The 25,278-nt window shown below is 62.4% G+C and carries 19 protein-coding genes, 1 tRNA gene and 1 pseudogene; 11 read left to right on the top strand and 10 right to left on the bottom strand.

Annotated features, from left to right (window positions below):
- The first annotated feature begins 18 nt into the window (after positions 1-18).
- The gene (locus EXV95_RS06850; RefSeq protein ID WP_176886300.1) at positions 19-555 is read left to right on the top strand and encodes a hypothetical protein; all 537 of its coding nucleotides are present in this window, start codon (positions 19-21) and stop codon (positions 553-555) included.
- Positions 556-598: 43 nt separating this feature from the next.
- A complete protein-coding gene (locus EXV95_RS06845) occupies positions 599-3,736 on the top strand; it encodes a type I restriction endonuclease subunit R (protein WP_176886299.1) in 3,138 nt (1,045 codons plus the stop codon).
- Positions 3,737-4,108: 372 nt separating this feature from the next.
- Here the strand turns inward: EXV95_RS06845 and EXV95_RS06840 are convergent, their stop codons facing one another.
- The 9 genes and pseudogenes from EXV95_RS06840 to EXV95_RS06800 all read right to left on the bottom strand — a co-directional run bounded on the left by EXV95_RS06840 (position 4,109) and on the right by EXV95_RS06800 (position 15,224).
- Complete coding sequence (locus EXV95_RS06840) at positions 4,109-6,115, bottom strand: hypothetical protein (protein WP_176886298.1); 2,007 nt, start codon at positions 6,113-6,115, stop codon at positions 4,109-4,111.
- A 394-nt stretch (positions 6,116-6,509) separates the two neighbouring features.
- On the bottom strand, positions 6,510-7,469 hold the full coding sequence (locus EXV95_RS06835) for a hypothetical protein (protein WP_176886297.1): 960 nt from the start codon (positions 7,467-7,469) through the stop codon (positions 6,510-6,512).
- Positions 7,470-7,596: 127 nt separating this feature from the next.
- Entirely contained in the window at positions 7,597-8,214 is a 618-nt protein-coding gene (locus EXV95_RS06830; RefSeq protein WP_176886296.1) for a hypothetical protein, read from the bottom strand.
- 254 nt (positions 8,215-8,468) lie between these two features.
- Positions 8,469-8,544: transfer RNA gene (locus tag EXV95_RS06825), tRNA-Thr, on the bottom strand.
- An 11-nt stretch (positions 8,545-8,555) separates the two neighbouring features.
- Complete coding sequence (locus tag EXV95_RS06820; protein WP_056063775.1) at positions 8,556-9,563, bottom strand: class 1 fructose-bisphosphatase; 1,008 nt, start codon at positions 9,561-9,563, stop codon at positions 8,556-8,558.
- Between the two features lie 23 nt (positions 9,564-9,586).
- Positions 9,587-12,342: pseudogene (gene pepN / locus EXV95_RS06815) on the bottom strand (aminopeptidase N).
- On the bottom strand, positions 12,326-13,000 hold the full coding sequence (locus tag EXV95_RS06810; RefSeq protein ID WP_176888979.1) for an HAD family phosphatase: 675 nt from the start codon (positions 12,998-13,000) through the stop codon (positions 12,326-12,328). Before EXV95_RS06810 ends, pepN begins: the two are co-directional and overlap by 17 nt.
- Before the next feature lie 9 nt (positions 13,001-13,009).
- Positions 13,010-14,114, bottom strand: a protein-coding gene (gene prfB, locus EXV95_RS06805; RefSeq protein WP_121420455.1) for a peptide chain release factor 2 whose coding sequence is annotated in 2 segments (ribosomal slippage) — positions 13,010-14,032 and positions 14,034-14,114 — 1,104 coding nt in all. Because the reading frame shifts where the segments join, the coding sequence is not laid out codon by codon here.
- Between the two features lie 201 nt (positions 14,115-14,315).
- Positions 14,316-15,224, bottom strand: coding sequence for an alpha/beta fold hydrolase (locus EXV95_RS06800; RefSeq protein ID WP_055402634.1), 909 nt, complete (start codon positions 15,222-15,224; stop codon positions 14,316-14,318).
- A gap of 319 nt (positions 15,225-15,543) precedes the next feature.
- Between EXV95_RS06800 and EXV95_RS06795 the strand changes: the two genes are divergently transcribed.
- The 6 genes from EXV95_RS06795 to EXV95_RS06770 all read left to right on the top strand — a co-directional run bounded on the left by EXV95_RS06795 (position 15,544) and on the right by EXV95_RS06770 (position 20,300).
- On the top strand, positions 15,544-16,548 hold the full coding sequence (locus EXV95_RS06795; protein ID WP_176886295.1) for an AraC family transcriptional regulator: 1,005 nt from the start codon (positions 15,544-15,546) through the stop codon (positions 16,546-16,548).
- A 189-nt stretch (positions 16,549-16,737) separates the two neighbouring features.
- Complete coding sequence (gene andAc / locus EXV95_RS06790) at positions 16,738-18,018, top strand: anthranilate 1,2-dioxygenase large subunit AndAc (RefSeq protein WP_055402630.1); 1,281 nt, start codon at positions 16,738-16,740, stop codon at positions 18,016-18,018.
- 12 nt (positions 18,019-18,030) lie between these two features.
- Positions 18,031-18,516 (top strand): anthranilate 1,2-dioxygenase small subunit AndAd, encoded by a 486-nt coding sequence (gene andAd / locus EXV95_RS06785; RefSeq protein ID WP_176886294.1) that lies wholly within the window; start codon positions 18,031-18,033, stop codon positions 18,514-18,516.
- A gap of 8 nt (positions 18,517-18,524) precedes the next feature.
- Positions 18,525-18,872, top strand: a complete 348-nt coding sequence (gene andAb / locus EXV95_RS06780) for an anthranilate 1,2-dioxygenase ferredoxin subunit AndAb (protein WP_176886293.1) — start codon at positions 18,525-18,527, stop codon at positions 18,870-18,872.
- Positions 18,873-18,916: 44 nt separating this feature from the next.
- Entirely contained in the window at positions 18,917-20,032 is a 1,116-nt protein-coding gene (locus EXV95_RS06775; RefSeq protein WP_176886292.1) for an ABC transporter substrate-binding protein, read from the top strand.
- Positions 19,986-20,300: a hypothetical protein gene (locus EXV95_RS06770; protein WP_176886291.1), complete on the top strand. Its 315-nt coding sequence runs from the start codon at positions 19,986-19,988 to the stop codon at positions 20,298-20,300. Before EXV95_RS06775 ends, EXV95_RS06770 begins: the two co-directional genes overlap by 47 nt.
- A gap of 7 nt (positions 20,301-20,307) precedes the next feature.
- On the opposite strand, the gene EXV95_RS06765 is transcribed toward EXV95_RS06770, so the two are convergent.
- Entirely contained in the window at positions 20,308-21,348 is a 1,041-nt protein-coding gene (locus EXV95_RS06765) for an AraC family transcriptional regulator (protein ID WP_176886290.1), read from the bottom strand.
- A gap of 247 nt (positions 21,349-21,595) precedes the next feature.
- Here EXV95_RS06765 and EXV95_RS06760 point away from each other — a divergent pair, with 247 nt between their 5' ends.
- From EXV95_RS06760 to EXV95_RS06750, 3 genes are read left to right on the top strand one after another with little or no spacing between them, the layout of a single operon-like run.
- The gene (locus EXV95_RS06760; RefSeq protein WP_176886289.1) at positions 21,596-22,396 is read left to right on the top strand and encodes an SDR family oxidoreductase; all 801 of its coding nucleotides are present in this window, start codon (positions 21,596-21,598) and stop codon (positions 22,394-22,396) included.
- Positions 22,397-22,406: 10 nt separating this feature from the next.
- Positions 22,407-23,954, top strand: a complete 1,548-nt coding sequence (locus tag EXV95_RS06755) for an NAD(P)/FAD-dependent oxidoreductase (RefSeq protein WP_176886288.1) — start codon at positions 22,407-22,409, stop codon at positions 23,952-23,954.
- Positions 23,955-23,996: 42 nt separating this feature from the next.
- On the top strand, positions 23,997-25,217 hold the full coding sequence (locus EXV95_RS06750) for a dienelactone hydrolase family protein (protein WP_176886287.1): 1,221 nt from the start codon (positions 23,997-23,999) through the stop codon (positions 25,215-25,217).
- The last annotated feature ends 61 nt before the right edge of the window (positions 25,218-25,278 follow it).

Genomic DNA, 25,278 nt, shown 5'->3' with positions numbered 1-25,278 from the left:
GGCACAAGGAAGTTCTTCATGACTATCAATGCGCATCCGTGCCCTTCATGCGGTCTCATGCTGGAGGCAACCTCACCCCAGCTCTGCTTTCCATGCCTGGTGAGGGAGGCGAAGATAAAAATGGGTGCTGTTGATTCCAGGATCGCGAAACCGAAGGTTTTAGCCCGGAAGACTGGGCGTCCTGAGACTGCTGTGGTGGAAAAGAATCTTGTGCAACCAGAAGGCGAGCAGAGAGCACAACCAATTCAACTTGATGAAAAACCGCAGAAAAAGAGCCTGCACAAAAAGGCTAAGAGCAAGAAATCTAGACGCGGTAGGGTCAGGCGGGTGGGAGGAACTTCATATCCAGCTCCAATCGTCAGGAGCGGCCGGAGTAGTCCCACGCTGCATTGCGTTCTCTGCGGAAAAAAGCTGAAACCTGGCACGTTGCTCGCCCACAAAAAAGAGAAGCATGAAGAGATTCCCGACGAGCGACCGCAAAAGAAATTGCGCAAAAGGTCTATCTGGGTCTCCATAGTGCAAGGAGGACTACCGGGGCTAGGCAAGCGCCGCTAACAGAAGTATTCATGCTCGGTGTCCAAAACAATGCCCCTTTCAGATGAGCTTACACAACGAAATTGCGTTTGAGACCGATATCTGCAGCCACTTGGCACAGCAGGGCTGGCTCTATGCCGCGCCGGGCACTGAGGGCGACGCCAGCGGCTACGACACCCCCCGCGCCCTCTACCCCGCAGACCTAATGGCCTGGGTACAGGCCACCCAGCCCGAAGCCTGGGAGGTTTTGAGCAAGAACCACGGCACCGCTGCAGAAGCTATGTTGCTGGACCGCTTGCGCAAGGCCCTGGACGACCGGGGCACGCTGGAGGTGCTGCGTGTAGGCATCGACCTGCTGGGGCTCAAAAGCCCGCTCAAGCTGGCACAGTTCAAGCCCGCGCTGGCAATGAACTCTGAACTGCAGGTTCGCTATGCCGCCAACCGCCTGCGCGTGGTGCGCCAGTGCCGCACCAACCACGACGACATCATTGATCTGGTGCTGTTCCTGAACGGCATTCCGGTCGCCACGGCGGAGCTCAAGACCGACTTCACGCAGGACATGAACGCGGCGGTGGATCAGTATCGCTTTGACCGCATTCCCAAGCCCAAGGGCCGGCCATTTGCCGAGCCGCTACTGGACTTTCCCCGCGGCGCGCTGGTTCACTTTGCGGTGAGCAACCGCACAGTGATGATGGCCACCCGTTTGCAGGGGCCCAGCACACACTTCCTTCCCTTCAACATGGGTGACCACGGCGGCGCGGGCAATCCGGCCAATCCGGCAGGCCATCGCACCGCCTACCTGTGGGAGCAGGTGTGGCAGCGCGACAGCTGGCTGGAGATCATTGGCCGTTACCTGGTCACCCAGCGCGACAGCAAGAAGAAGGTGACGGGCTTCATCTTCCCGCGCTACCACCAGCTCGACGCCACGCGCAAGCTGCAGGCGGCCGTGCTGGCCGAAGGGGCCGGGCACAAGTACCTGATCCAGCACAGCGCGGGTAGTGGCAAGACCAATTCGATCGCCTGGACAGCGCACTTTCTGGCCGATCTGCACGACGCTCAAAACCACAAGCTGTTCGACAGCGTGCTGGTGGTGAGCGATCGCAATGTGCTGGATGCGCAGTTGCAAGAGGCCATCTTTGACTTCGAGCGCACCAAGGGCGTGGTGGCGACCATCAAGGGTGACGCTGGCAGCAAGAGCGGCGAGCTAGCCGAGGCGCTAGGGGGCGGCAAGAAGATCGTCGTCTGCACCATCCAGACCTTCCCGTTCGCCCTCAAGGCCGTGCAGGAACTGGCAGCAACCCTGGGCAAGCGCTTTGCCGTGATTGCGGACGAGGCGCACAGCAGCCAGACAGGTGAGGCCGCCAGCAAGCTCAAGCAGCTGTTGAGCGCCGAGGAGCTGAAGGACCTGCAGGATGGTGGCGAGGTAGGCACAGAAGACCTGCTCGCCGCCCAGATGGCGGCCCGGGCGAATGACAAGGGCATCACCTACGTTGCCTTCACCGCCACGCCCAAGGCCAAGACGCTGGAGCTGTTCGGTCGCCGCCCACAACCCGAGCAACCCGCTGGGCCGGGCAACCTGCCCGCGCCGTTCCACATCTATTCCATGCGCCAAGCCATCGAGGAGGAATTCATCCTCGATGTACTGAAGAACTACACGCCCTACAGGCTGGCCTTCAGGCTGGCGAACAACGGCAAAGAATGGGACGAGAAGCAGGTGGAGCGTAGCGAGGCCATGAAGGGCTTAATGCGATGGGTGCGCCTGCACCCCTACAACATCAGCCAGAAGGTGGCGGTGGTGGTGGAGCACTTCCGTGAGAACGTTCAGCCCCTGCTGGATGGCCACGCCAAGGCCATGGTGGTGGTTGGCAGTCGCCAGGAAGCGGTGAGATGGCAGTTGGCCATTCAGCGGTACATCCAAGATAACGGCTACAAGCTGGGCACCTTGGTGGCCTTTTCGGGGGAGGTGAATGACCCGGAGCAGATGGACGAATTCGTCACAGAAAGCAGCACCCGTCTCAACCCCTCGCTCAAAGGCAGGGACATGCGCGAGGCATTTGCCACGGACGAGTACCAAATCCTTCTGGTGGCCAACAAGTTCCAGACCGGGTTTGACCAGCCGCTACTGTGTGGCATGTACGTGGACAAGCGACTTGGGGGCGTGCAGGCGGTGCAGACCCTGAGCCGCCTTAACCGGGCCTACAGCGGCCCGTACGGTCTCAAGGACACCACCTACATCCTGGACTTCGTGAACGAGCCTGGCGACGTCCTTGCCGCGTTCAAGACCTACTACGAAACCGCCGAGCTTGCCGGTGTAACCGACCCGCACCTGGTGTACGACCTGCGCGCCAAGCTCGACGCCTCGGGCCACTACGACGAGTTCGAGGTCGAGCGTGTGGTGCAGGCCGAGATGAACGCCAAGGCCACGCAGGCGATGCTGGTGGCCGCCATTGAGCCGGTGGCCGACCGATTGCTCAAGCGATACAAGGCTGCGCAGCTGGCGCTTGCTGTGGCGCAGCAGACAGCCGAAGACGGTCCAGCAACGCAAGAGTCCAAGGATGAGTTGGCGGCGCTGCAGCTCTTCAAGCGCGACCTCGGCACCTATGTGCGCGTGTACGCCTTCCTGGGGCAGGTGTTTGACTACGGCAACACGGACATTGAAAAACGGGCAATGTTCTTCAAACGCCTGTTGCCCTTGTTGGACTTTGGGCGCGAGCGAGAAGGGGTGGATCTGTCGAAGGTCGTATTGACCCACCACCGTCTCAAAGATCAGGGCAAGCGTAGCTTGGCTCTACATGACGACGATGGTGAACACAAGCTGCAACCATTGACAGATACCGGCGGTGGTGCGGTGCAGGAGAAGCAGAAGGTGCTGCTCTCTGAGATCCTTGCCAAGGTGAACGACCTGTTTGATGGTGAGCTCAGCGACGACGACCGACTGGTCTATGTGAACCACGTCAAAGGTAAGCTGCTGGAGTCCGACATCCTGGTGCAGCAGGCCAGCAACAACAGCAAGGGCCAGTTCGATAACTCCCCCGACCTGGACAGCGCGCTGACCGACGCGATCATTGATGCTTTCGGTGCGTACACCAGCATGAGCAAGCAGGCGCTGGACAGTGAGCGGGTACGAGCCGGATTGAAAGCGATATTGCTGGGGCCGGCTCAGTTGTATGAGGCGCTGCGTGCCCGTGGTGGTGAAGCGTAGTCTGTAGACTTGCTTTTCCGCGCGCTTTCTGGGAAACGGGTTCTTTGATCAAGCACCAAGGGACTCTTTGAGCTCGATGTCTTGTAGGTACGGGTTCATGTTTGGCGAGAACTGTGACGGAAAGCTCTCTTCTAATGCAGTTTTCGCCACTGTTGAGGACTCAGTCACACTCCGTGGAGGGGAGGTGCTTGCGCTATCGAAGGCGCCAATCCTCTTGGTTTTACAGTCGATTTGTTTTAATGCAGTGCTGAACGCATCCTTCCTGAAAGAGCTTGCGTTTCGCACCGTCTGTGGATCAGTGCCCACGTCTCGGCACGAGCACAGACCATGGTGATGGGGGAGGGTGATGGACACCCTCACTCCTCAATGTCATCAAGTGGGCTTGGAGATCGGAAGAACCGACGATACCGACACATCCGACTCAACGACCTGCCAGTTCTCTGCGTTCCGAGTCTTGGGTGCTTTGCGCAGCCGGTAGGTGCCCACGATCCTGCCCTCGTTGCGAGCCAGCCAGTGACCCAGCTTCCTGACGTTGATGCTTTCATTTCCCCCTGCTGCTTCAGCCAGCGCGTCCCGGAAATCATCGGTCTCATCAAGGTGAACCGCGGCGTTGACGACGTCACGAACCATCTTCGGGGCACCACCGTGCTTCTCATGCCAGCCTGCAAGGACCCTGCCCAGCAGCAGCTGTGAGGGGTCTTCCTTCAAACCCTGGAAAACGCTTTCTGCCGGATCAGGCTGCCCGAGCCAAAGCAGGGGTTGCCGGCACCAGTTGCTCCAGTCCGAGTAGCTGGCGAGAGATGGGCTGGTTGCACGGGGTTGACCCGCCAAGACCCACGCGCGCACGATTGTCAGTGCCGCGCCAATGAACTTGATGCGGTCCCGGCGAACCTCATCGAGGAGGTTGGGACGTTTGTAGACGCGCGCAGCGGGTGACTCCATGCCGGGATCCAGATGGATGCAGATACAACGCCGCACCATGTCGTCGATTGGACGGACGTTGTTTCCGCTCGAAAGAAACAGGGTCTTGGTGGGCACTACGACGGTCCGGGAATGTCCAAGCTGGCGGCCTTCGAGGTATTCACTGGTCAGCGCACTGCACAGCTTGTCGAACGGCCGCAAGTCAGTGGTGAGATTGTCAAACTCGACTACCGCGGGGGCTTTCATCAGTTGCGACAAAATCAGCTTGTCGCAAGCGTCGTTGCTGCGCGGGAAGGCAACCGGCGACCCAGGCGTTGGCGTCGCCAAGGCACTGATCAACTGGCACAGAAAAGACTTCCCGGAGCCGGGCTGGTGGGCCATGACGTGAAACATGGGCGCCAGCGGAAGACTGGGCCGAACCGCGGCGGTCAGCAGGGCAGACAGAGCTGCAGAACGATCCACCTGGGTCGCAAAAGCACACTCGGAGAGAAGCTCGTCCAGAGTGGAAAGTGCGCTCATTGCGTCATCACGGTTGGGATGTTCCTGAATGGAAAAGCCACCCGCGTCGAACATGCCCAAAGTGCGCGTGTGAGGGTCATATCCGGGTGCCGACCGGACCGTGGAATCGGCCCGAAGAGACGGCTGGCTGACGATACCATTCAGGATTGGGAGCCGACCGCCCTTCCACGATTCTGCGAGAAGCCTGCAGATCCGGGGGCATGGGTCGATGGCCATCCATTCGCCTTTGCGTTTGTCGAAACGAGACCATTTACTGAGCCCGGCGAAAGCCACTACCAGGTCCTGGCCGGTCAGTTCGCGGATGTGATGCCTGCTCACTGCGGGATCGAAGCGGACGCTGACGATGTGATCGCCTCGTGAATAGTAGTCACCGGTATCCGCCAAGACATGCTCCGCAGAAGCGAGGGTCTTTTCCAGCTCACCAGCCTTCACCTGGATGATCGGAAGGTCCCGCAGTGCGCAAGTGGCTTCGGAATACCCTGTCGAGGCCGAATCCTCGTTATCCACCCCCTTGTCATGCGAAACAGGGGCCTCGCCTTGAGCGATGGTCGAGCTGGATGCCGGCGATACTGAAGGCGTAGGTGCGGTATCGTTCAGTCCCATTTCGTCCAGCAGATCTTGCAAACGCTTCTCGTCTTCCTCGGGGGTCGTGTCGGGAGGGAAGAGGGAGACGCCGGGGGTGAGACCATGGGCCAACAAATCTTCCTGCACCGCGTCCTCTGCAACGCCAGCAGACTCATCCGGTCCATTGCGAGCCTCGTTGTTATCGGTCTGGAGCGTGTACTGCGACAGGGCATCCTTCGCGCCGGCCAGATCGTCGATAACCGATTCTTGGCTTACCTCAACTTCATCATCTGGCGGGAAGTACGACACGTCAGGCTCGACCTGATGGTTCTCGACGTTCGCGACAAGTGACTGCTCAATGGTGATTTCGTTCATTTCAATTTGTTCTTTAACTGGTTGTCGTGGGGGTCGGCACATGAGCAACGACGCCCTCATCAGGCCCGGGTGCAGTACTGGCCGTCGTTGGTTGCAGGGGCACATCCAAGAAGGCCACGAATGGCCACAACTGGCCAAGCCAGGCGTCCGTTGACCCGGATGGGACGGATGGGACCGTCCTCATAGCAAGCCCAGACACGGAGGGTTTGTGGCCGGCGGTTGAGGTGGAAGGCCGCAGTGGCTGTGTCCACGACGGTACGGGTCTCAAATTCGATAGGGGTGATGGTCTGATGGGTCTGCATGTCGAAGGTAATCGTGGAGCCTGTTTACGATCATGAAGTGGAGGTGACGACGGTTGGCGTCATCACCTCGCAGGCGGTACTAGAGGGTGTGATCAGTAAGTAATAGCTGACTCATCGGATGTGGCCAAGAACCGCATGGATACTGGTCTTCTCACGTTTGGGGAGATCAGCAAACGCACGAATTTTTTGGCGGTGAAGGACTGCTCCATGCGTGCAAGAGCCTGGCCGATCCTGTTGTTGAGTTCAATGTCGCGCTTGAAAACCAGGTCGGATTTCCGGCGCTCGCCGCCAGGAAGAAACGCACCCACCCCGACGCGTTCCCAGTGCGGTTGATCGAATTCCTCTTTCTTTGCGTGCAACACTTCAAGGAGGGGTGTCCTGCGTGACTTCCGCACCTTCCTGAACCTTGAGCCGGACACATGAGTGAAATACTGCGTGAGCTTCCGGCGGTATTTGAAGCCGAGAAGATCCTCGATGGTCGAGAGGCCATGTTTGTTCAAGCCCACCATGCCGATGCGGACCTCGACGCGAATGCAGTGCTGTGCGAGCGACAACGATTTACCTTGGTCGAGCCGCTTGTAGTAGGACTTGACCTGAACGCCATCGTTGCGATGACCCATGAGCAGTTGAGCGTCAGGGTCCGGCACCCGGCGGTTGTACGGGATGGTTTTCTTGAGCGACGGGTCGTAGGCGCCACGGAAGCCGCTGTTCGTGCCATCGATGAAGACCGGCATGAGGCGTTTGGCAACAAACTCGGTCTTGAAGGCTTTCAGGGCAACGCGCTGCAATTCAGCAGTCAAAGGCTTGGCCGTGCGGATGTCTACCCTGACTTCCAGCTCGTCAATGAAAGCGCCCGGGAAGGTGTTGGCCAGCAGAACAACATCTGCTGCCGTCGCGTCATGGACCGTCAGCTTGCCAGGAGCGCTGGATGGCCAGATGGCTTTGCCATCCAGGGGTGGCAGAGGCTGCTTATGCAAGCCTTTGAGTTTGACGTAGTCAACGCCCGCAGAGAACCTGTAGGCACTGAGGTCGGGTGAGTTCTTGATGGTCATTTCGTCCTTTCATTTGCTCCGACTGGCTGCCGGGGAAAGGACTATTTGGAACGGCGATCTTAGGCCGCAGATTCAAAGTCAGACCTTACTTATTCCGTCCTCGCTGAACTGATCGAAAAGCCCGTTGTTACTTGGGTGCCCGTGGTTTTTTTCGGCTCAAGCCATAGCGCTTTGCCAAGGCTGCTGAGATCTCATCGTTGTCGTACCAAGAACTTGGCAAGCCATTTCTGCAAGCAAGCTCCCATAGATAGGGTTCGTAGTTTGCGAAGCGCCTTTTGCCGGCCCTTTCCAATAGGTTGTAGACAGTGGTTCTTGTAGTCTTGCGTTGAATTCGCTCCTCGAGAGCCTCATGCGCGACCTCGACGAAGCTCTTTTCCACGTTTCGACGGGTAATCGGGCCGTTGAGCAACCCAAGACGCCACGCTGTGTGAAGACGGATGTACTTTTGACAGACAGTCGCCATGAACGCATCTTCCTCATCTGCCGGAATCAAATGGTTTTTGGAACCACGGAAAGGTTTCTCCGTTGCAGCAGGGACCGTGTTTTGAATGAAGTTTTGACGTTCCTTTGCCACCCAGGTTTCTGACCGGCCGACCAGAGATGCCGTTTGTTTCAGGCTCAGCCCATGCAGGACGGGCAAAACGACTGCAAGGACCCTACGAAGCTCTGTGGCCGATTGCGTCGTTTCAGCTGTGTCCAGTGCCCTCCTGATGTCTTCGGGCGAACCACTAGGCTTTCTGCTCATGCTGTGTTTGGTAGTAAGGGATGGGTTGCTGCTCGCGAAGGCGAGCTCCTGCAGGTGATGCCTGGGCAGCCCAGGGGGCAGTCGTGGTCAGACAATTTCCCAATAAGTTTTGTCGGGAATTCCTGCTTTCATTGTCTAGGCGTGACACTGTCGTGGCCCCTAAAACCAGACAACGCAGTCTGTAAACAGTCTGTAAAACGCCCAAAGCAAAAAACCCCGCTATCTTAACGATAGCGGGGTTTCTTTTACTAACTTGGTGCCGGAGAGATGAATCGAACACCCGACCTTCTCATTACGAATGAGCTGCTCTACCGACTGAGCTACACCGGCTTAGCCTTGAATTATAGCGTGGAATGGTAGCTGGTCACGCGCTCGACCTCATTTTTTGAGCCGAGGATCACGCTGACACGCTCATGGAGCTGGGTGGGCTGGATGTCGAGGATGCGTTGCTTGCCATTGGTAGCGGCGCCGCCAGCTTGCTCGACGAGCCAGCCCATGGGGTTGGCTTCATACATCAGGCGCAGCTTGCCGGGCTTGTTGGGCTCGCGCTTGTCCCAGGGGTACATGAAGACGCCGCCACGGGTCAGGATGCGGTGTACATCGGCCACCATGCTGGCAATCCAGCGCATGTTGAAGTCCTTGCCGCGCGGGCCTTCCTTGCCCTGCAGGCACTCGTCGATGTAGCGCTTCACGGGTTCGTCCCAGTGGCGCATGTTGCTCATGTTGATCGCGAATTCCTTGGTGTCCTCGGGAATGCGCACGTTTTCTTCGGTCAGCACGAAGGAGCCCTGTTCGCGGTCGAGCGTAAACATGGCCACGCCATCGCCCACGGTGAGCACCAGGGTGGTCTGCGGGCCGTAGATGCAGTAGCCCGCGGCCACTTGCTGGGTGCCGGGCTGCAGGAAGTCGCCTTCCTCCACGCCGCGGTCACCATCGGGCTTTTTCAGTACGCTGAAGATGGTGCCGATGCTCACGTTCACGTCGATGTTGCTGGAGCCGTCCAGGGGATCGAACAGCAACAGGTATTCGCCTTGCGGGTAGCGGTTGGGCACCAGGTAGATGCCGTCCATTTCCTCGGACGCCATGGCCGCCAGGTGGCCGCCCCATTCGTTGGCTTCGATCAGCACCTCGTTGGCGATGATGTCGAGCTTTTTCTGGATCTCGCCCTGCACGTTTTCGCTGCTGGCCGTGCCCAGCACGCCGCCCAGCGCGCCTTTGTTCACGGCGTGGCTGATGCTCTTACAGGCGCGTGCCACCACTTCCAGGAGCAGGCGCAGTTGCGAGGGGATGAGTCCGTCCACCCGTTGCTGTTCAACAAGGTAGCGGGTCAGGCTGATGCTTTTTGCCATGTCGGTCTCTTCTCGGTCGTGGTTTATTCGGCGAGTGCGCGGGTCACCACCTCGCGCACGTCGTTGGACAGATCCGGCTTGACGGCTACGCGGGCAATGGCTTCGCGGGCGGCGCTGCGCCAGGGGTCTGCCAGCTTCTTCCAGCGGTCGAGCGCGCGCGCGAGGCGGGCAGCGACCTGCGGGTTGATGGCGTCCAGCTCGATCACACGGTCGCTCCAGAACACGTAGCCTGCGGCATCCGACCGGTGGAAGGCGCCGGGGTTTGCACTGCAGTAGCTGAAGATCACGCTGCGTGCGCGGTTGGGGTTCTTCAGGCTGAAGTCTGGATGCGCCATGAGCTGGCGCACTGCGGGCAGCACGTTGCCGCCACGGTCGGGCGCACCGGCCTGCAGCGCAAACCACTTGTCGATGACCAGGGGCTCGTCCTTGAACAGCGCATGGAAGCGGGCGAGGGCGGGTGTGGCCAGTTCGCTGCCGCTGGCCACCAGGGCAGTCAGGGCGTTGAAGCGGTCCGTCATGTTGGTGGCCACCTTGAAGCGTTGGTACGCCTTGCCGGGCCAGACCACGTCGCCCGTCTTCTGCGCGGCGATGCACAGCATGTGCAGCGCCAGCCCGCTGAGTGCGCGGCGGCCCGAGGACACAGGATCGGGGCTGTAGCCACCGGTGTCCTGGTTCTGCTCCCAGGCCGCTTCCCAGTCAGCCTGCAGCGACAGGGCCAACTGCTCGCGCATGGCTTCGCGCACGGCATGGATGCGCTGTGGATCCACCACCGCCAGCTGCTCTGCAATGTAGGTTTCGGACGGCAGCGTGAGCACCAGCTCCTTGAAGGCCGCGTCGAGCGCTGGGTTGCGCAGCACGCTGCGCATGGCATCCACAAATTCCGCAGCAAGAATTTGATGGTCAAATTGGCCGCTAGCGCTTGTCCCCATTGCGCTATCAGCTATTGCATTGATAGCGGTGCGAAGCGCAAGGCGTTGCCCTGCTTCCCAGCGGTTGAAGGCGTCGGCGTCGTGCGCCAGCAGAGTGAGCAACTGCGCATCGGTGTAGTCGATGTCCAGCACCACCGGGGCGCTGAAACCGCGCAGCAGCGACGGCACCGGCTCGGCGTCCAGGTTGGTGAAGGTCAGGGTCTGCGATGCCTCGGTGAGCACCACCACGCGCGAGGTGGTGGGGGCTGCGCCTTCTGCAGCGCCGTCACCCGCGAGGTGCAAGGGCAGGGCGGCACCGGTGGTGGCATCGATCAGGCCCAGCTCGACCGGGATGACGAAAGGCTGCTTCTCGCTTTGGCCGGGCGTAGGGGCACAGCTTTGCGACAGGGTGAGCGCATAGCAGCGCGTGGCCGCGTCGTAGCGGCCCGTGGCGCGCACGCGGGGCGTGCCGGCCTGGCTGTACCAGCGCTTGAATTGGGCCAGATGCTGCGTGAGCGGGCTGCCTGGGTTGGCATCGGCGATGGCCTGCACAAAATCGTCGCAGGTCACGGCCTGGCCGTCGTGCCGTTCAAAGTACAGCTTCATGCCCTTGGCAAAGCCTTCGCGGCCCACCAGGTTGTGCTGCATGCGCACCACCTCGGCACCCTTTTCGTAGATGGTGACGGTGTAGAAGTTGTTGATCTCGACGTAGCTGTCGGGACGCACCGGGTGGGCCATGGGGCCCGCGTCTTCGGGGAACTGCGCCGTGCGCAGCACACGCACATCTTCGATGCGCTTGACGGCACGGGCAGAGGGGCTGCCCGCCAGGTCCATGCTGAACTCCTGGTCGCGGAAGACCGTGAGGCCTTCCTTCAGGCTCAGCTGGAACCAGTCGCGGCAGGTGACGCGATTGCCCGTCCAGTTGTGGAAGTACTCGTGGCCCACCACGCTTTCGATGTTGGCGAAGTCGGTGTCGGTGGCCGTGGATTCGCTGGCCAGAACGTACTTCGTGTTGAAGATGTTCAGGCCCTTGTTCTCCATGGCGCCCATGTTGAAGTCGCTGGTGGCGACGATCATGAAGCGCTCCAGGTCCAGCGGCAGGCCGAAGCGGGCCTCGTCCCAGGCCACGCTGTACATCAGCGAGTTCATGGCATGTTCGGTCTTGCCCAGATCGCCGGGGCGCACGTAGACCTGCAGCAGGTGGTCGGTGCCCGAGCGGCTCTTGATCTTCTGCTCGCGGGCCACCAGCTTGCCCGCTACCAGGGCGAACAGGTAGCAGGGCTTCTGTGTGGGTCCACCCACTTGGCAAAGTGGCGGCCGTCTTCCAGGTCGCCGCTGTCCACCAGATTGCCGTTACTCAGAAGCACCGGGTACTGGGCCTTGTCGGCGCGCAGCGTGACGGTGTAGCTGGCCATCACGTCCGGGCGGTCCAGGAAGTAGGTGATGCGGCGAAAGCCCTCGGCCTCGCACTGCGTGAAGAAGGTGCCCTGGCTCACGTACAAGCCCATGAGCTGCGTGTTCTTGGCGGGGCAGCAGGTGGTGAAGATTTCGAGCGCAAAGGGCTCGGCGCCCTCCGGCAGGTTCTCCAGCACCAGGCGCGCGCCTTCCATCTTGAACGAGGTGCCCTGGCCGTTGACCAGCACGCGCGCCAGGTTCAGGTCATCGCCATCGAGCTTGAGCGGCTGCGCAGCCACATCGGGGTTGCGGCGGAGCAGCATGCGGTTGAGCACGCGGGTCTTGTTGGGGTCCAGGTCGAAGGTCAGCTCGACGCTGTCGATCCAGTAGGCGGGGGCCGTGTAGTCCTCGCGGCGGATGGCAGCGGCCGGGCCTGCGCCGTCTCCGCTTCCGTCTGCGCTATGCAGTTGCAACATGGATGCTCTCCAGAAAGTCGGTGTTCATGAGTTCGGTGTAGTCGCGCACGGCAGCCAGCACATGGGGCCCGGCCAGTTGTTCGGGCGTGTGGGTGGTGCAGATGGCCACGGCGCGCATGCCGGCGCGGCGTGCGGCCTCAATGCCAAAAGGCGCGTCTTCAAAAACGATGCAGTGCTCGGGGGCTGCCGCAATGCGGCGTGCCGCCTCCAGAAAGATGGCGGGCTGGGGCTTGCCAGGCAGGCCCTCGTCGCCGCGCACGATGGCCTGTGGGGCCGGTTCCAGGCCCAGGTGGCCCAGGGCGAATTCCACATTGCCGATGTCGCCCGCAGTACCCACGGCCACCTTGAGCCCGCGCGCGCGCACCTGGGTTGCGAACTGGCGAAAACCCGCCACTTCGGAAAAGCGGGGGGCGAACAGTTCGCGGTAGATGGTTTCCTTTTCGTGCGTGAGCGCGTCGGCCTCGTCTTGCGACACGGGGCGCCCCAGCAGCTCCACGATGCACTCGGTGCCGTTGCGGCCCGTGGTGCGTGCCATGAGATCGGGCACGTCAATGTCCATGCCACGGCGGCGTGCAAACTCGACCCACGCCTGGGCGTGCCAGGGCATGGAGTCGATCATGGTGCCGTCCATGTCGAAGATGATGGCGTCGGTGCGCATCCGCATCGCTTAGACGCCTTGCTTCAACGAAGCTTCGATGAAGGCGTCCAGGTCGCCGTCGAGCACCTTCTGCGTGGCCGAGATTTCGACGTTGGTGCGCAGGTCCTTGATGCGGCTGTTGTCCAGCACATAGCTGCGGATCTGGTGGCCCCAGCCCACATCGGTCTTGGTGTCTTCCAGCTTTTGCTGCTCTTCCTGGCGCTTGCGCATCTCGTGGTCGTACAGGCGCGAACGCAGGCGTTGCCAGGCGATGTCGCGGTTGCCGTGTTGGCTGCGGCCGTCCTGGCACTGCACCACGATGCCCGTGGGGATGTGCGTCAGGCGCACGGCCGAGTCGGTCTTGTTGATGTGCTGGCCGCCCGCGCCCGATGCGCGGTAGGTGTCAGTGCGCACATCGGCCGGGTTGATGTCGATCTGGATCGAGTCATCAATCTCGGGGTAGACGAACAAACTGGCAAAGCTGGTGTGGCGGCCGCCCGACGAGTCGAAGGGGCTCTTGCGCACCAGGCGGTGCACGCCGGTTTCGGTGCGCAGCAGGCCATAGGCGTATTCGCCCTCCACTTTGATCGTGGCGCTCTTGATGCCAGCCACGTCGCCCGGGGTTTCTTCCTCGACCGTGGTCTTGAAGCCCTTGCGTTCGGCGTACTTGAGGTACTGGCGCAGCAGCATGCTCGCCCAGTCGCAGGCCTCGGTGCCGCCGGCGCCGGCCTGGATGTCCACAAAGCAGTTGAGCGGGTCGGCCTCGTTGCTGAACATGCGGCGGAACTCCAGCTCTTCGATCAGCGGGCGCAGCTTGGCGGTTTCGGCCTCGATGGTCATGAGGCCCGGCTCGTCGCCTTCCTCCTTGCTCATCTCATACAGCTCGGCGTTGTCGGCCAGCTCCCGCGTGAGCTTGTCGAGCGTGACGACCACACTGGAGAGAGACTTTTGTTCCTTGCCCAGCTCCTGGGCCTTCTTGGGGTCGTTCCAGACCGCAGGGTCTTCCAGCGATGCGTTTACCGTGCGCAGGCGTTCAAATTTGGCGTCGAAGTCAAAGATACCTCCGTAACTCTTGCGTGCGCAGAGCCAGGTCGCTGAGGGTGGTGCCGATGAGGTTGATACGTTCTGCGTCCATGATTCTTGTCCTGAGTGTTCGGTGGAATAACCCGCGATTTTCTCATGGGATGGGCCACGGCCCCCTCAATGCCCCCTGGCTGGGCAACTGGACTGACAGAGGGCTTGCCAAACGGAGAATCTGTGGGGACAAAATTTCAAAAATGATAGCTGCTGGCGCTTGTTGGATAAGCGCTAGCGGCCAATCGGGCTCAAATTCTGGCTACGCTTCGTTCAGGAACTGCTCCATGAGCTGCGCCACCTGCTCGGGCTGGTCGTGGTGCAGCATGTGGCCCGCGTCTGCGACGACAGCGGTGCGGCAGTTGCGCACATGGGTCAGGCGCTGGTGGTATTCGTCCAGCGTGTACCGGCCGTTCCACCACTGGCCCAGGCTGTCGCCGCTGGCCTCTATGGCCAGCACGGGAGCGGTAATGCGCTCGTAGATGGCCAGGGCTTCGTCCACGCGATACAGCTGGGCGCTGGTGATCTTGTGCGCAGGGTCGCCCAGGATCTCCCACAGGCCCTGCGCGTTGGGTCGCGCCCAGTGCTGGGCCAGCCATTGCGCCTTGTCTTCCGACAGGCGCGGGTTGGTCTTCATGAGGCGGCGCGCCACGCCATCGGCGCTGTCGTAGGTCTTGAGGTCCTTGTTGCCCTGGTGCAGCTGCTTGATTTCGTCGATCCATTGCGCATAGCGCGTGGGCGCCTGCGCGGGCCGCGTGGCGGGCAAGCCGAAGCCTTCGAGGTTGACCAGCTTGCGCACGCGTTCGGGCCGCACACCGGCGTACATCATGGCCACGTTGCCGCCCATGCTGTGGCCAACGAGGTCGATAGCCTCGCCGGGCGCGTAGTGGTCCAGCAGCAGGTCCAGGTCGGCCAGGTAGTCGGCAAAAAAGTAATGGTCGGCCTGCGCGCTGGACGTGAGCCCGAAGCCGCGCCAGTCGGGCGCGATGATGCGCCGCTCTTGCTGCAGCGCGTCCACCGTGAACTGGTAGGAGGCGCTCACGTCCATCCAGCCGTGCACCAGCACCAGCGTGGGCAGATGGCTCTGCTCAGGGCCCCAGTGGCGGACGTGGTAATCGAGGTGGCGCAATGGCAGCGTGCTGCTGCGGGAGGGCTTGAGGGCTTGGTACATGGAGAGAGGGGCAGGGCGGTCAGTGTGGGGTGGGGCTGCGCAGGTGGCTGCAAAGCACGCATCCGGTGTGGCGGCAATGTTACGTCGGGTGCCAGCCAGCCGTGGGGCGGGGCCTGTCGCCTAGGTGGCTCAAGGTAGTGAGGGAGGCGGAGGCAGCGAAAGCCAGGGAGCGCGATGGGATGTGCCCCTCCAGGCAAAGGGCCTGCAACGGACAAAAGACGGATAAGACCCCTTGGGTATGGAAATTGCTGTTTTGACGCACATCAAGCAGCGCATCGTCGAATGTGCTGCGCCTATTCCCACGAAGAGGTCTTATCCGATGGCGTCCCCGTCTGCCTTGTCTCTGGACCTGTCCGCCCTGCAGCGGCGGCCGGTGTTCACCTCGGACGCGCGGGTGGATTCCCATGATCTGGTGGCCCGCGAGTTTTCGGACCACGGCCTGAAATGGTGCAGTGGTGCGGTGGACACTGCGTTGTCCAAGGTGCGCATCCGCCAGTTGCAGATGTTCATGCTGCAATACGGTGCAGAGGTGGAAATCCGCCCGCGCCCTTTCGATGATTTTGTCCTGGTGCATCTGTCGCTGTCGGGCGTGGCCGAGATGGTGTCGGATGGGGTACCGATCCGCCTGCCTGCGGGGGCCGCTGCGCTCATCGCGCCGCGCCGCGACCTGCACATGCGCTGGCAGCAAGGCGCGCGCCAGCTCATCCTCAAGGTGCCGTGCCAGTTGTTGCGGGCCTGGGCACCCGAATCTCTGCAGAACGACACCCGTTTTGTGCACCCCATCGTTGCGCTGTCCTCGGTGCAGGGGCAGCAGTGGCATTTTCTGATGCAGTCCCTGCTGCACGTGAGCCAGCAGACGGTGGAGAGCGCCGCCCATGTGCGCTGGGTGGATCACATGGAGAGCAATGTGGCGCTGTTCCTTGCATCGTGTGCGCAGGGCATGCCGGTACCCACGCAGCCTACGGTGCCACAGATCGAACTGCCTTCCAGTGCCGCCGCCGCAGGCGACCTGCGCCGCCTGGAGCGGCTGGATGACTACATGCGCAGCCGCCTCAGCGCCCCCGTGGCGCTGGAAGACCTGGCGCGTGCCGCTGGCGTGAGCGTGCGCGGGCTGAACATGCTGTGCCAGCGCCACCATGGCGAGTCCCCCATGGTGCTGTTGCGCAACCGCCGACTGGACGCCGTGCGTGCGCGGCTGCTGGAGCAGCCGGGCCACTGCGTGACAGATACCGCGCTGGAATTTGGCTTTGGCCACTTGGGCCGCTTTTCGAGCTACTACCGCGAGCGCTTCGGCGAGCTGCCGAGCCAGACGGCTGGCGCGTAGTTTCACTGGCCACCCCGACTGCTGCAGTCGCCTGCGTGGCGCAGGGGCTGCCGCATGCTCCGGCGTTGCACAACTTGCATCAGATTTGCAAGAACCGGACAGGCGTTGCGCGCACTGTGCCGATACTGGATAGCGCGAGTGTGCTTCGATTTTTAGCATGGAGGTATCCCCATCCAAGAGGTGTTGCCCATGTCTGAAATCCCCGTTGTTGAAGTCGCACCACCCGCCTCGCTGAAGGCCCAGCGCCAGGTGTTTTTCCCGCAGCCTGATGGCTCCAACGTGCCGTACCGCGTGTTCAGCGCGCAAGAGGTCTATGACCGCGAGCAGGAGCGCATCTTCCGTGGCCCCGTGTGGAGCTTTCTGGGCCTGGAGGCCGAGATCCCCAATGTGGGTGACTTCAAATCCACGTTCATTGGCGATACGCCCGTGGTGGTCACCCGCACCCCTGAAGGCCTTTCGTGCTGGGTCAACCGCTGCGCGCACCGTGGCGCCATGGTGTGCCGCGAAAAGCGCGGCAATGCCGCCAGCCACACCTGCGTGTACCACCAGTGGAGCTTTGCGGCCAATGGCGACCTGCAGGGTGTGCCGTTTCGCCGGGGCCAAAAGGGCATGGTGGGCATGCCCAAGGACTTCAAGCCCGAAGAACACAACCTGCACAAGCTGCGCGTGGACAGCTACAAGGGGCTGCTGTTTGCCACCTTCAGCGGCGAAACCCCACCACTGCCTGACTACCTGGGCGCCGAGATGCGCCCATGGATCGACCGCATCTTCCACAAGCCCATCGTCTACCTGGGCTGCACGCGGCAGTACTCCAAGTCGAACTGGAAGCTGTACTTCGAGAACGTCAAAGACCCTTACCACGCCAGCCTGCTGCACCTGTTCCACACCACCTTCAACATCTTCCGCGTGGGGATGAAGGCGCGCTCCATCCCGGATGCGAACCACGGCCTGCACAGCATCATCACCGTGACCAAGCCTGAGGTGGAGACGGACACCGCTGCGGCCTACAGCGCGCAGAACATCCGCTCGATGGACGAAGGCTTTGCGCTCGAAGACCCGACGCTGCTGGGGCAGATCAAGGAGTTCGATGAGATGACCACCAACCACATCCAGCCCATCTTTCCGCAGCTGGTGGTGCAGCAAATCCACAACACGCTGGTGGCGCGCCAGTTGCTGCCCAAGGGGCCCAGCAACTTCGAGCTGGTGTTTCATTTTTTTGGCTACGAGGACGACACGCCCGAGATGCGCGAGCTGCGCCTGCTGCAGGCCAACCTGGTGGGGCCTGCGGGCTATATCTCGATGGAAGACACCGAGGCCACCGAGCTGGTGCAGCGGGGCACGGTGCGCGATGGCGACAAGCACTCCTACATCGCCATGGCGCGCGAAGCGCCAGACCAGCAAGACACCGTCATCACCGAAAACCTGATCCGCCGCTTCTGGGTGGGCTACCAGAAGCTGATGGGCTATTGAGGAACCACCGAGATGACAACACAACTACAACGACTGCAACTGTGGACCGAGCTGCTGGAGCTGCAGCACCGCTATGTGAGCGCGCTGGACACCAACCGGCTTGAAGACTGGCCTGGCTTTTTTGTGGAGGACTGCCGCTACGAAATCATCCCCAAGGAGAACTTCGACGCGGGCTTTCCTGCGCCCATCGTGTACTGCCGCAACGCCGGCATGTTGCGCGACCGTGTGCTCTCCCTGCGCCACGCCAACATCTTTGAAGACCATGCCTATCGCCACGCCACGTCGGGCCTGGTCATCACCAGTGTGGAGGACGGCATGGTGCGCACGCAGTCGAGCTACATCGTGGTGATCACCGGCCAGGCCGGGGATTCCAGCGTGTACCAGGCGGGCACCTACCTCGATGAGGTGGTGCAACACGAAGGCGAGTGGCGCTACCGCAGCAAGCGGGTGGTGTACGACACCTTGCGCGTGCCCACCTTGTTGGCCACCCCCATCTGAGATCCACCATGCAAACAACCACAGACATTGAGACCACCGGGCACACCTGCGCCGCCTGGCACGACGTGGGCGAACCCGATGACTTCCCGGACGGCGCCGTCTGGCCCGTGGTGGCGGGCGGACTGCCCGTGGCGGTGTTCCGCGAAGGAGAGGGCTTGTACGCCCTGTACGACCTGTGCACCCACGGTGCCGCCAAGTTGTCCGATGGCTACGTGGAAGACGGCTGTGTGGAATGCCCCTTGCATCAGGGCACCTTCGACATCCGCACGGGCGCTCCCTGCAAGGCACCGGTCACCGAAGCGGTGCGCACGTTCCCGGTGCGCGTGGTGGCGGGGCGGGTCGAGGTGGGCGTGTAGTGCACACCGATTTTCTTTTGAACGTTGTTAGACAAGGACTCAAGATGGCTCTCACATTTCGCTCATCCTCTCGCGTGCACGTTGTGGCACGCCTGACGGCTCTGGTGGCCTTCGCGGCCTGCACTTGCGTATCTGCGATTGCGCAGTCCGGCCCCATCAAGGTCGGCATGGCGCTCGATATCTCGGGCCCATTTGCAGGCCCCGGTGCCGAGGCGCGTGACGGCTTTGCCCTGGCGATCAAGCAGCTCGGGGGCAAGCTGGGCGGCCAACCGGTCGAGTTTGTGCAAACCGACATGGCCGGCAGCCCCGACCAGGCCAAGCAGCTGGTGGACCGCTTTGTGCAGCGCGAGAAAATCGACCTTTTCACCGGCCCCATCGCGTCGAACGTGGCGCTGGCGGTGGCGCCTTCGCTGTTCGCGGCCAAGGTGCCTTACCTCTCGAACAACGCCGGTCCCAGCCAGCTCGCAGGCGCCCAGTGCAACGCGTATTTCTTCGGCACGGCCTACCAGAATGACCAGTTCCACGAGGCAGCTGGGCAGTTTGCTGCCGATCAGAAATTTGGCCGCATGGTGGTGATGGCGCCCAACTACCCGGCGGGCAAGGACAGCATCACCGGCTTCAAGCGCAAGTACAAGGGCCCGGTGGCCGACGAGATCTACACCAAGGTCGGGCAGATCGACTACGCCACCGAGCTTGCCCAGCTGCGCGCGGCCAAGCCTGATGCGGTGTATTTCTTTTTGCCAGGTGCCATGGGCATCAACTTCATCAAGCAGTTTGTGGGCGCAGGCCTGTCCAAGGACATCACGCTGGTCACCAGCGGTTTTTCGGCCGACGAAGACATCATCGGTGCGGTGGGCGAACCGATGTTGGGCCTGTTCAACACCACACACTGGGCGCATGACATGGACAACGCGCCCAACAAGGCCTTTGTGACCGCCTTTCGCAAGGAATACGGCGGCCGCTATCCTTCCATCTACGCAGCTCAGGCTTATGACGTGATTGCCGCCATGGACGCCGCTGTGAAGGCCGTGGGCGGCAAGGTGAGCGACAAGGAGGCTCTTATCAAGGCCTTTGCCAAGGCGCAGTTTCCTTCGGTGCGTGGCACGTTTCGATATGCCAACCTGGGGCGGCCGCGCGCGGCAGGACCTGTATCTGGATGACCTCTGCAAGGAATGGGAACAGGCATTGAAAGGACGTCTGACCTATGTGCCGGTGCTGTCAGACTCCCCCGAAGCCGATGGTTGGACGGCGCGTAGGGGCTGGGTACATCAGGCCGTGTTGCAAGACCATCCCGATTTGTCGCAGCATGAGGTGTATGCCTGCGGTGCGCCCGCCATGGTGAATGCCGCGCGGCGCGACTTTACGGCCGTGGCCGGGTTGCAGCTTACCCGGTTCTTTGCGGATGCCTTCGTGGCACAGCCGGGGTGAGCGCAGATCAGTGCGGTGGGCCAAGACGCTGGCGTGTCTCTGAGGGCGTCTCGCCGAAGCGCCGGCGGTAGCCTTCTGCAAAGTGGCCGAGGTGAAAAAATCCATAGCGCGCGGCGATGTCCGACACCTGCGGTGCCCGTTCTGCAACTTTGCTTTGCAGCGCTGTGCGGGCGGCATCAAGCCGCAAATCCCGAAGGAAGGCCATGGGGCTTTTTCCCGTGCATTGCGCAAAGGTCTGCTGCAGCGAGCGGGCGCTGACGCCCACATGCGCGCACACATCGGCCAGGGTGATGGGTTGTTCCAACTGGCTGTGCATGTACTCCTGCGCACGCTTGACCACGCGCGGCAGCACCGTGGGCACTGCGCCAGAATTGAATGCACCCGAGGCCAGTGCCGCTGAGTAGTTATGTCCTGTGCTGAGTAGCAGGCTGGTGAGCAGGTGGTTCTCGGCCTGCTCGGCCAGCACCGGGTGGCCCAGCAGGAAGGCATTGGTCTCCACCGCCGAGCGCAGGTAGGCGATAAAGCTGGCCATGCCCATGAGCGCGGGGTTGGCCAGGTCCACCCCCAGGTCAAACACCAGCGCTTGCTGCATGGGCGCCTGCAGCAGGGCCGACAGGCGGGCGTGCAAGGCCTCGCGGTCGATCTTGACGATGAACTGCGGGCTGTCTTCGTGCCAGCGCATGGACAGTGGCTCGGTGGGCGAGGGCAGCGAGGCCATGAGCGCATGCGATTCCACCGCCTGGCCGCCGCAGCGCACCGTGGCACCACCGCGCAACGGTATCTGCAGCAGGTAGAAACCGCCCAGGTGGCCAGGCTCGATGCGCACCGCCGGCCCGTACTGCACGTAGTTCAGGCTTGCGTCGCGGTGCAGGGGCACGCTGTGGTGGCAGGCGTCAAGCTGCGCACCAGGGCGCAGTGTGGCCAGGTCATGCGGGCAGAACACGCGGCCCACGAACTCGCGCGCCTCGTCAAGGTCGTGGCTGTCGAACAGCCGATAGCGCTCCAGCGGTAGCGGGTGCGCGGTGCTGTTCTGCTGGGCGGTGTGCATGCGGTTTGGCCGGTGGGGTGTTGGTTCTTGGGCAAGCACGAAACACGCCACGGCAGGGGCGCGAAAACATGCGTTTGCGGGATACGCCCTGCGCTTTCGGGATGCGGATGCGCGGGCTGCTTTTCTATTCTTGTGCATGCCTCGGATGCTGCGCAAGAGCGTTAGCACCGGGTGCATGGGGGCGGATGTGACGGCGTGTTACCGCTGCTGCACTGCAACAGTCATTGCAATAGCCACAGGAGTCAGCATGGTCCAGGGATTTGAAGGCATGCGCGGCAAGAGCGCGATCGTGACCGGGGGCGCCACCCTCATCGGTGCCGGGGTGGTGCGTGCACTGCACCAGGCTGGGGTGCGGGTGGTGGTGGCCGACATCAATGCCGAGGCCGGACAGGCCCTGGCGGACGAGTTGGGCGATGGGGTGCTGTTCAGCCGCACCGACATCACCGACGACGCCCAGGTGGCCGCCTGCGTGGCCCTGGCCGCCGCGCGCCATGGCGGGGTGAACTACCTGGTGAACCTGGCATGTTCCTATCTGGACGACGGCATCGCGTCGCCGCGCGCGGACTGGCTGGCCTCTCTCAACGTCAACCTGGTCAGCGCGGTGATGGTGCTCAAGGCTGTGCGCCCGCATTTCCAGCAGGCTGGGGGCGGGGCGGTGGTTAACTTCACCAGCATCTCCTCAGGCGTGGCGCAGACCGGGCGCTGGCTCTACCCGGTGGGTAAGGCGGCCATGGTGCAGCTCACGCGCAGCATGGCCATGGACCTGGCGGGCGAGGGTGTACGCGTGAACAGCGTCTCACCCGGCTGGACCTGGTCAGCCATCATGGACCAGCTCACCGGGGGCGACCGCGCCAAGACCGACCGCGTGGCCGCGCCCTTCCACCTGCTGCGCCGCGTGGGCGACCCGGCCGAGGTGGCCAACGTGGTGCTCTTCCTGTGCTCGGACCTGGCCAGCTTCGTGACCGGCGCCGACTATGCGTGCGACGGCGGCTACTCGGCCATGGGGCCCGAGTCGTACGAGCCGGCCATCCCCAAACTCATGTCGTGAAGGAGCAGCCATGACCATCCGATCTGTAGGCATCATCGGTGCCGGTTTCGCCGGCCTTTCCACCGCCAAGGTGCTGCGCGCCTTTGGCTTTGAGGTGACGGTGTTCGAGAAGGAGCCTGACGTGGGCGGCGTGTGGGCCGCCTCGCGCCGCTACCCGGGCCTGACCACGCAGAACCCGCGCACCACCTATGCGCTGTCGGACTTTCCGATGCCAGCCAGCTACCCCGAGTGGCCCTCGGGCCAGCAGGTGCAGGCCTACCTGCAGTCATATGCCGAGCACTTCGGCCTGGTGCCGTACCTGCGCATGTCCACCACGGTGGAGAGCGCGGTGCTCGATGAAGAGGCCGGTGTGTGGACCGTGAAGGCGCGCCGCGCAGCGACTGGGCAGGGCGGCGCCTTGCCGGCCGAGGTGTATCGCTTTGATTACCTGGTGGTGTGCAACGGCATCTTCAGCGAGCCGGCCGTGCCGCAGTACCCGGGCGCGGATGCCTTCGTGGCTGCAGGCGGGCGCGTGTGCCATACCAGTCAGTTCAACGACGCGAACGAGGCGCGCGGCAAGCATGTGCTGGTGGTGGGCTACGGCAAGTCGTCGTGCGATGTGGCCAATGCCATCGCGGCCGACAGTGCCAGCACCACGGTGCTCGCGCGCCACCTCATCTGGAAGATCCCGAAGAAGTTCATGAACGTGCTGAACTTCAAGTTCCTGCTGCTCACGCGCATGGGCGAGGCGCTGTTCAAGTACATCGAGCCCAAGGGTTTCGAGAAATTCCTGCACGGCCCGGGCCTGCCGGTGCGCAACTCCATGCTGGGCAGCGTGGAATCGGTGGTCACGCGCCAACTCAAGCTCCGCGAGATCGGCCTGCACCCGGGCACGCCGCTCGAAACCATCGCCCGCAGCACCGTGAGCCTGGTGACCGACGGTTTCTACGAGAAGGTGGCCGCTGGCGAATTGGGCGTGCGCAAAGGCGTGAGCATCCAGACCCTGAAGCCCGGACAGGCCGTGCTGAGCAACGGTGAAACGGTGCCTGCCGACATCGTGGTCTGCGGCACGGGCTGGCACCAGCAGGTGCCGTTCTTCGATAGCAGTGTGCTGCAGCGTGTCACCGATGCGCGCGGCAATTTCCGGCTGTACCGGTCCATCCTGCCTGTCGCCATGCCGCGCCTGGCGTTCAACGGCTACAACTCCTCGTTCTTCAGCCAGCTCAACTGCGAGATCGGTGCGTTGTGGCTGGCCAACCACCTGCGCGGTGGGCTGCAGCTGCCGCGGCCGGACCAGATGAACGCGCAGATCGACCGGCGCCTGGCCTGGATGGAGGAGCGCACCGATGGCAAGCATTCCAAAGGCACCAACATCATCCCGTTCTCGGTGCACAACATTGACGAACTGCTGCAGGACATGGGGCTGCCGCTTGGTGTGCTCACCCGCTTCAAGCAGTGGCTGGGGCCAGTGGATCCGTCGGACTATGCGGTGGTCACCCGGCAACTGTTGGCGCGGCATGAGAATGCCACCGTGGCTGTGGCAGCGCCCCAAGCCACCTCGGGGGCTGCGGCTTCCTGAACCTTCTTGAAACCACTAATACCCTCTACAAGGATCCCGAACATGCCAGGACAATGGATCACCCTCGAAGCCGCAGACGGCAGCGGCAGCTTTCGCGCTTACCTCGCCACACCCGCCAGTGGCGGCGGACCAGGGCTGGTGCTTGCACAGGAAATTTTTGGAGTGAACGGCACCATGCGTGACGTCGCCGACTACTACGCAGAGGAAGGGTATGTGGTGCTGGTACCCGATCTTTTCTGGCGCCAGGAGCCGACGGTTGAACTCGATGCAGCGAAGGATATGCCGCGCGCATTTGCGCTCTACCAGGGCTTTGACGAAGCCAAGGGCGTGCAGGACCTGCAGACAGCCATCTCGGCGCTGCGTGCGCGCCCCGAGGTCCGCACGCAGGGCGGCAAGGTGGGTGTGCTGGGCTTCTGCCTGGGCGGCAAGCTGGCCTACCTGGCGGCCTGCCGTACCGATGCCGACGTGGCGGTGGGCTACTACGGCGTCGGCATAGAAGCTGCGCTGGCTGAAGCCGCTGATATCCAGTGCCGCCTGGTGCTGCACATCGCTGAGCTTGACGGTTTTTGCCCTCCGCCCGCGCGCGAGGCCATCGTGCAGGCCCTTTCTGGCCGCGAGAATGTGGAGCTGTACATCTACCCCGGCACCGACCATGCGTTTGCACGCGTGGGTGGCGACCACTTCCACAAGCCGTCGGCCCTGATGGCACACCAGCGCAGCGTGGCTGCCTTGCGACGCGCAATGGGGCCACACTACGACCTCTCGGCCCTGTGGGACAAACACTGCGAATATGAGTTCGCTACGCGCGATGTTGACGCCACCATGTCCACCATGGTGGCGGAGCCCTATGTGAACCACATCCCCACCATGACGGGCGGTGTGGGCTACCGGCATCTGCACGACTTCTACACCCGTCACTTTGTCAACAGCAACCCACCGGATACCAGTCTGACCCCCATCTCGCGCACGGTGGGCGCCACGCAGGTGGTGGATGAAATGCTGTTTTGTTTCACCCATACCACCGAGATCCCCTGGATGCTGCCCGGCGTCGCGCCCACAGGCCGGCGGGTGGAAATACCGCTGCTGGCGGTGGTCAAGTTTCGCGGCGACAAGCTCTACCACGAGCATATCTACTGGGACCAGGCCAGTGTGCTTGTGCAGGTGGGGTTGCTCGATCCCAACGGCCTGCCAGTGGCAGGGGTGGAGACAGCGCGCAAACTGCTGGATGAAACGCTGCCGTCGAACGGGCTGATGGAACGGTAGAAAAACACCGCAGGGTTTTCCGCATGTCGTGTGTGGCAAACCCTGCGAGGCGGGTGTACAA

This window comes from Acidovorax sp. JMULE5, from assembly GCF_013376875.1.
In the GTDB taxonomy this organism is placed as follows: Bacteria; Pseudomonadota; Gammaproteobacteria; order Burkholderiales; family Burkholderiaceae_C; genus Acidovorax; species Acidovorax facilis.
Note: the sequence above shows the minus strand (reverse complement) of the source record. Positions and strands in the feature narration are given on the sequence as shown.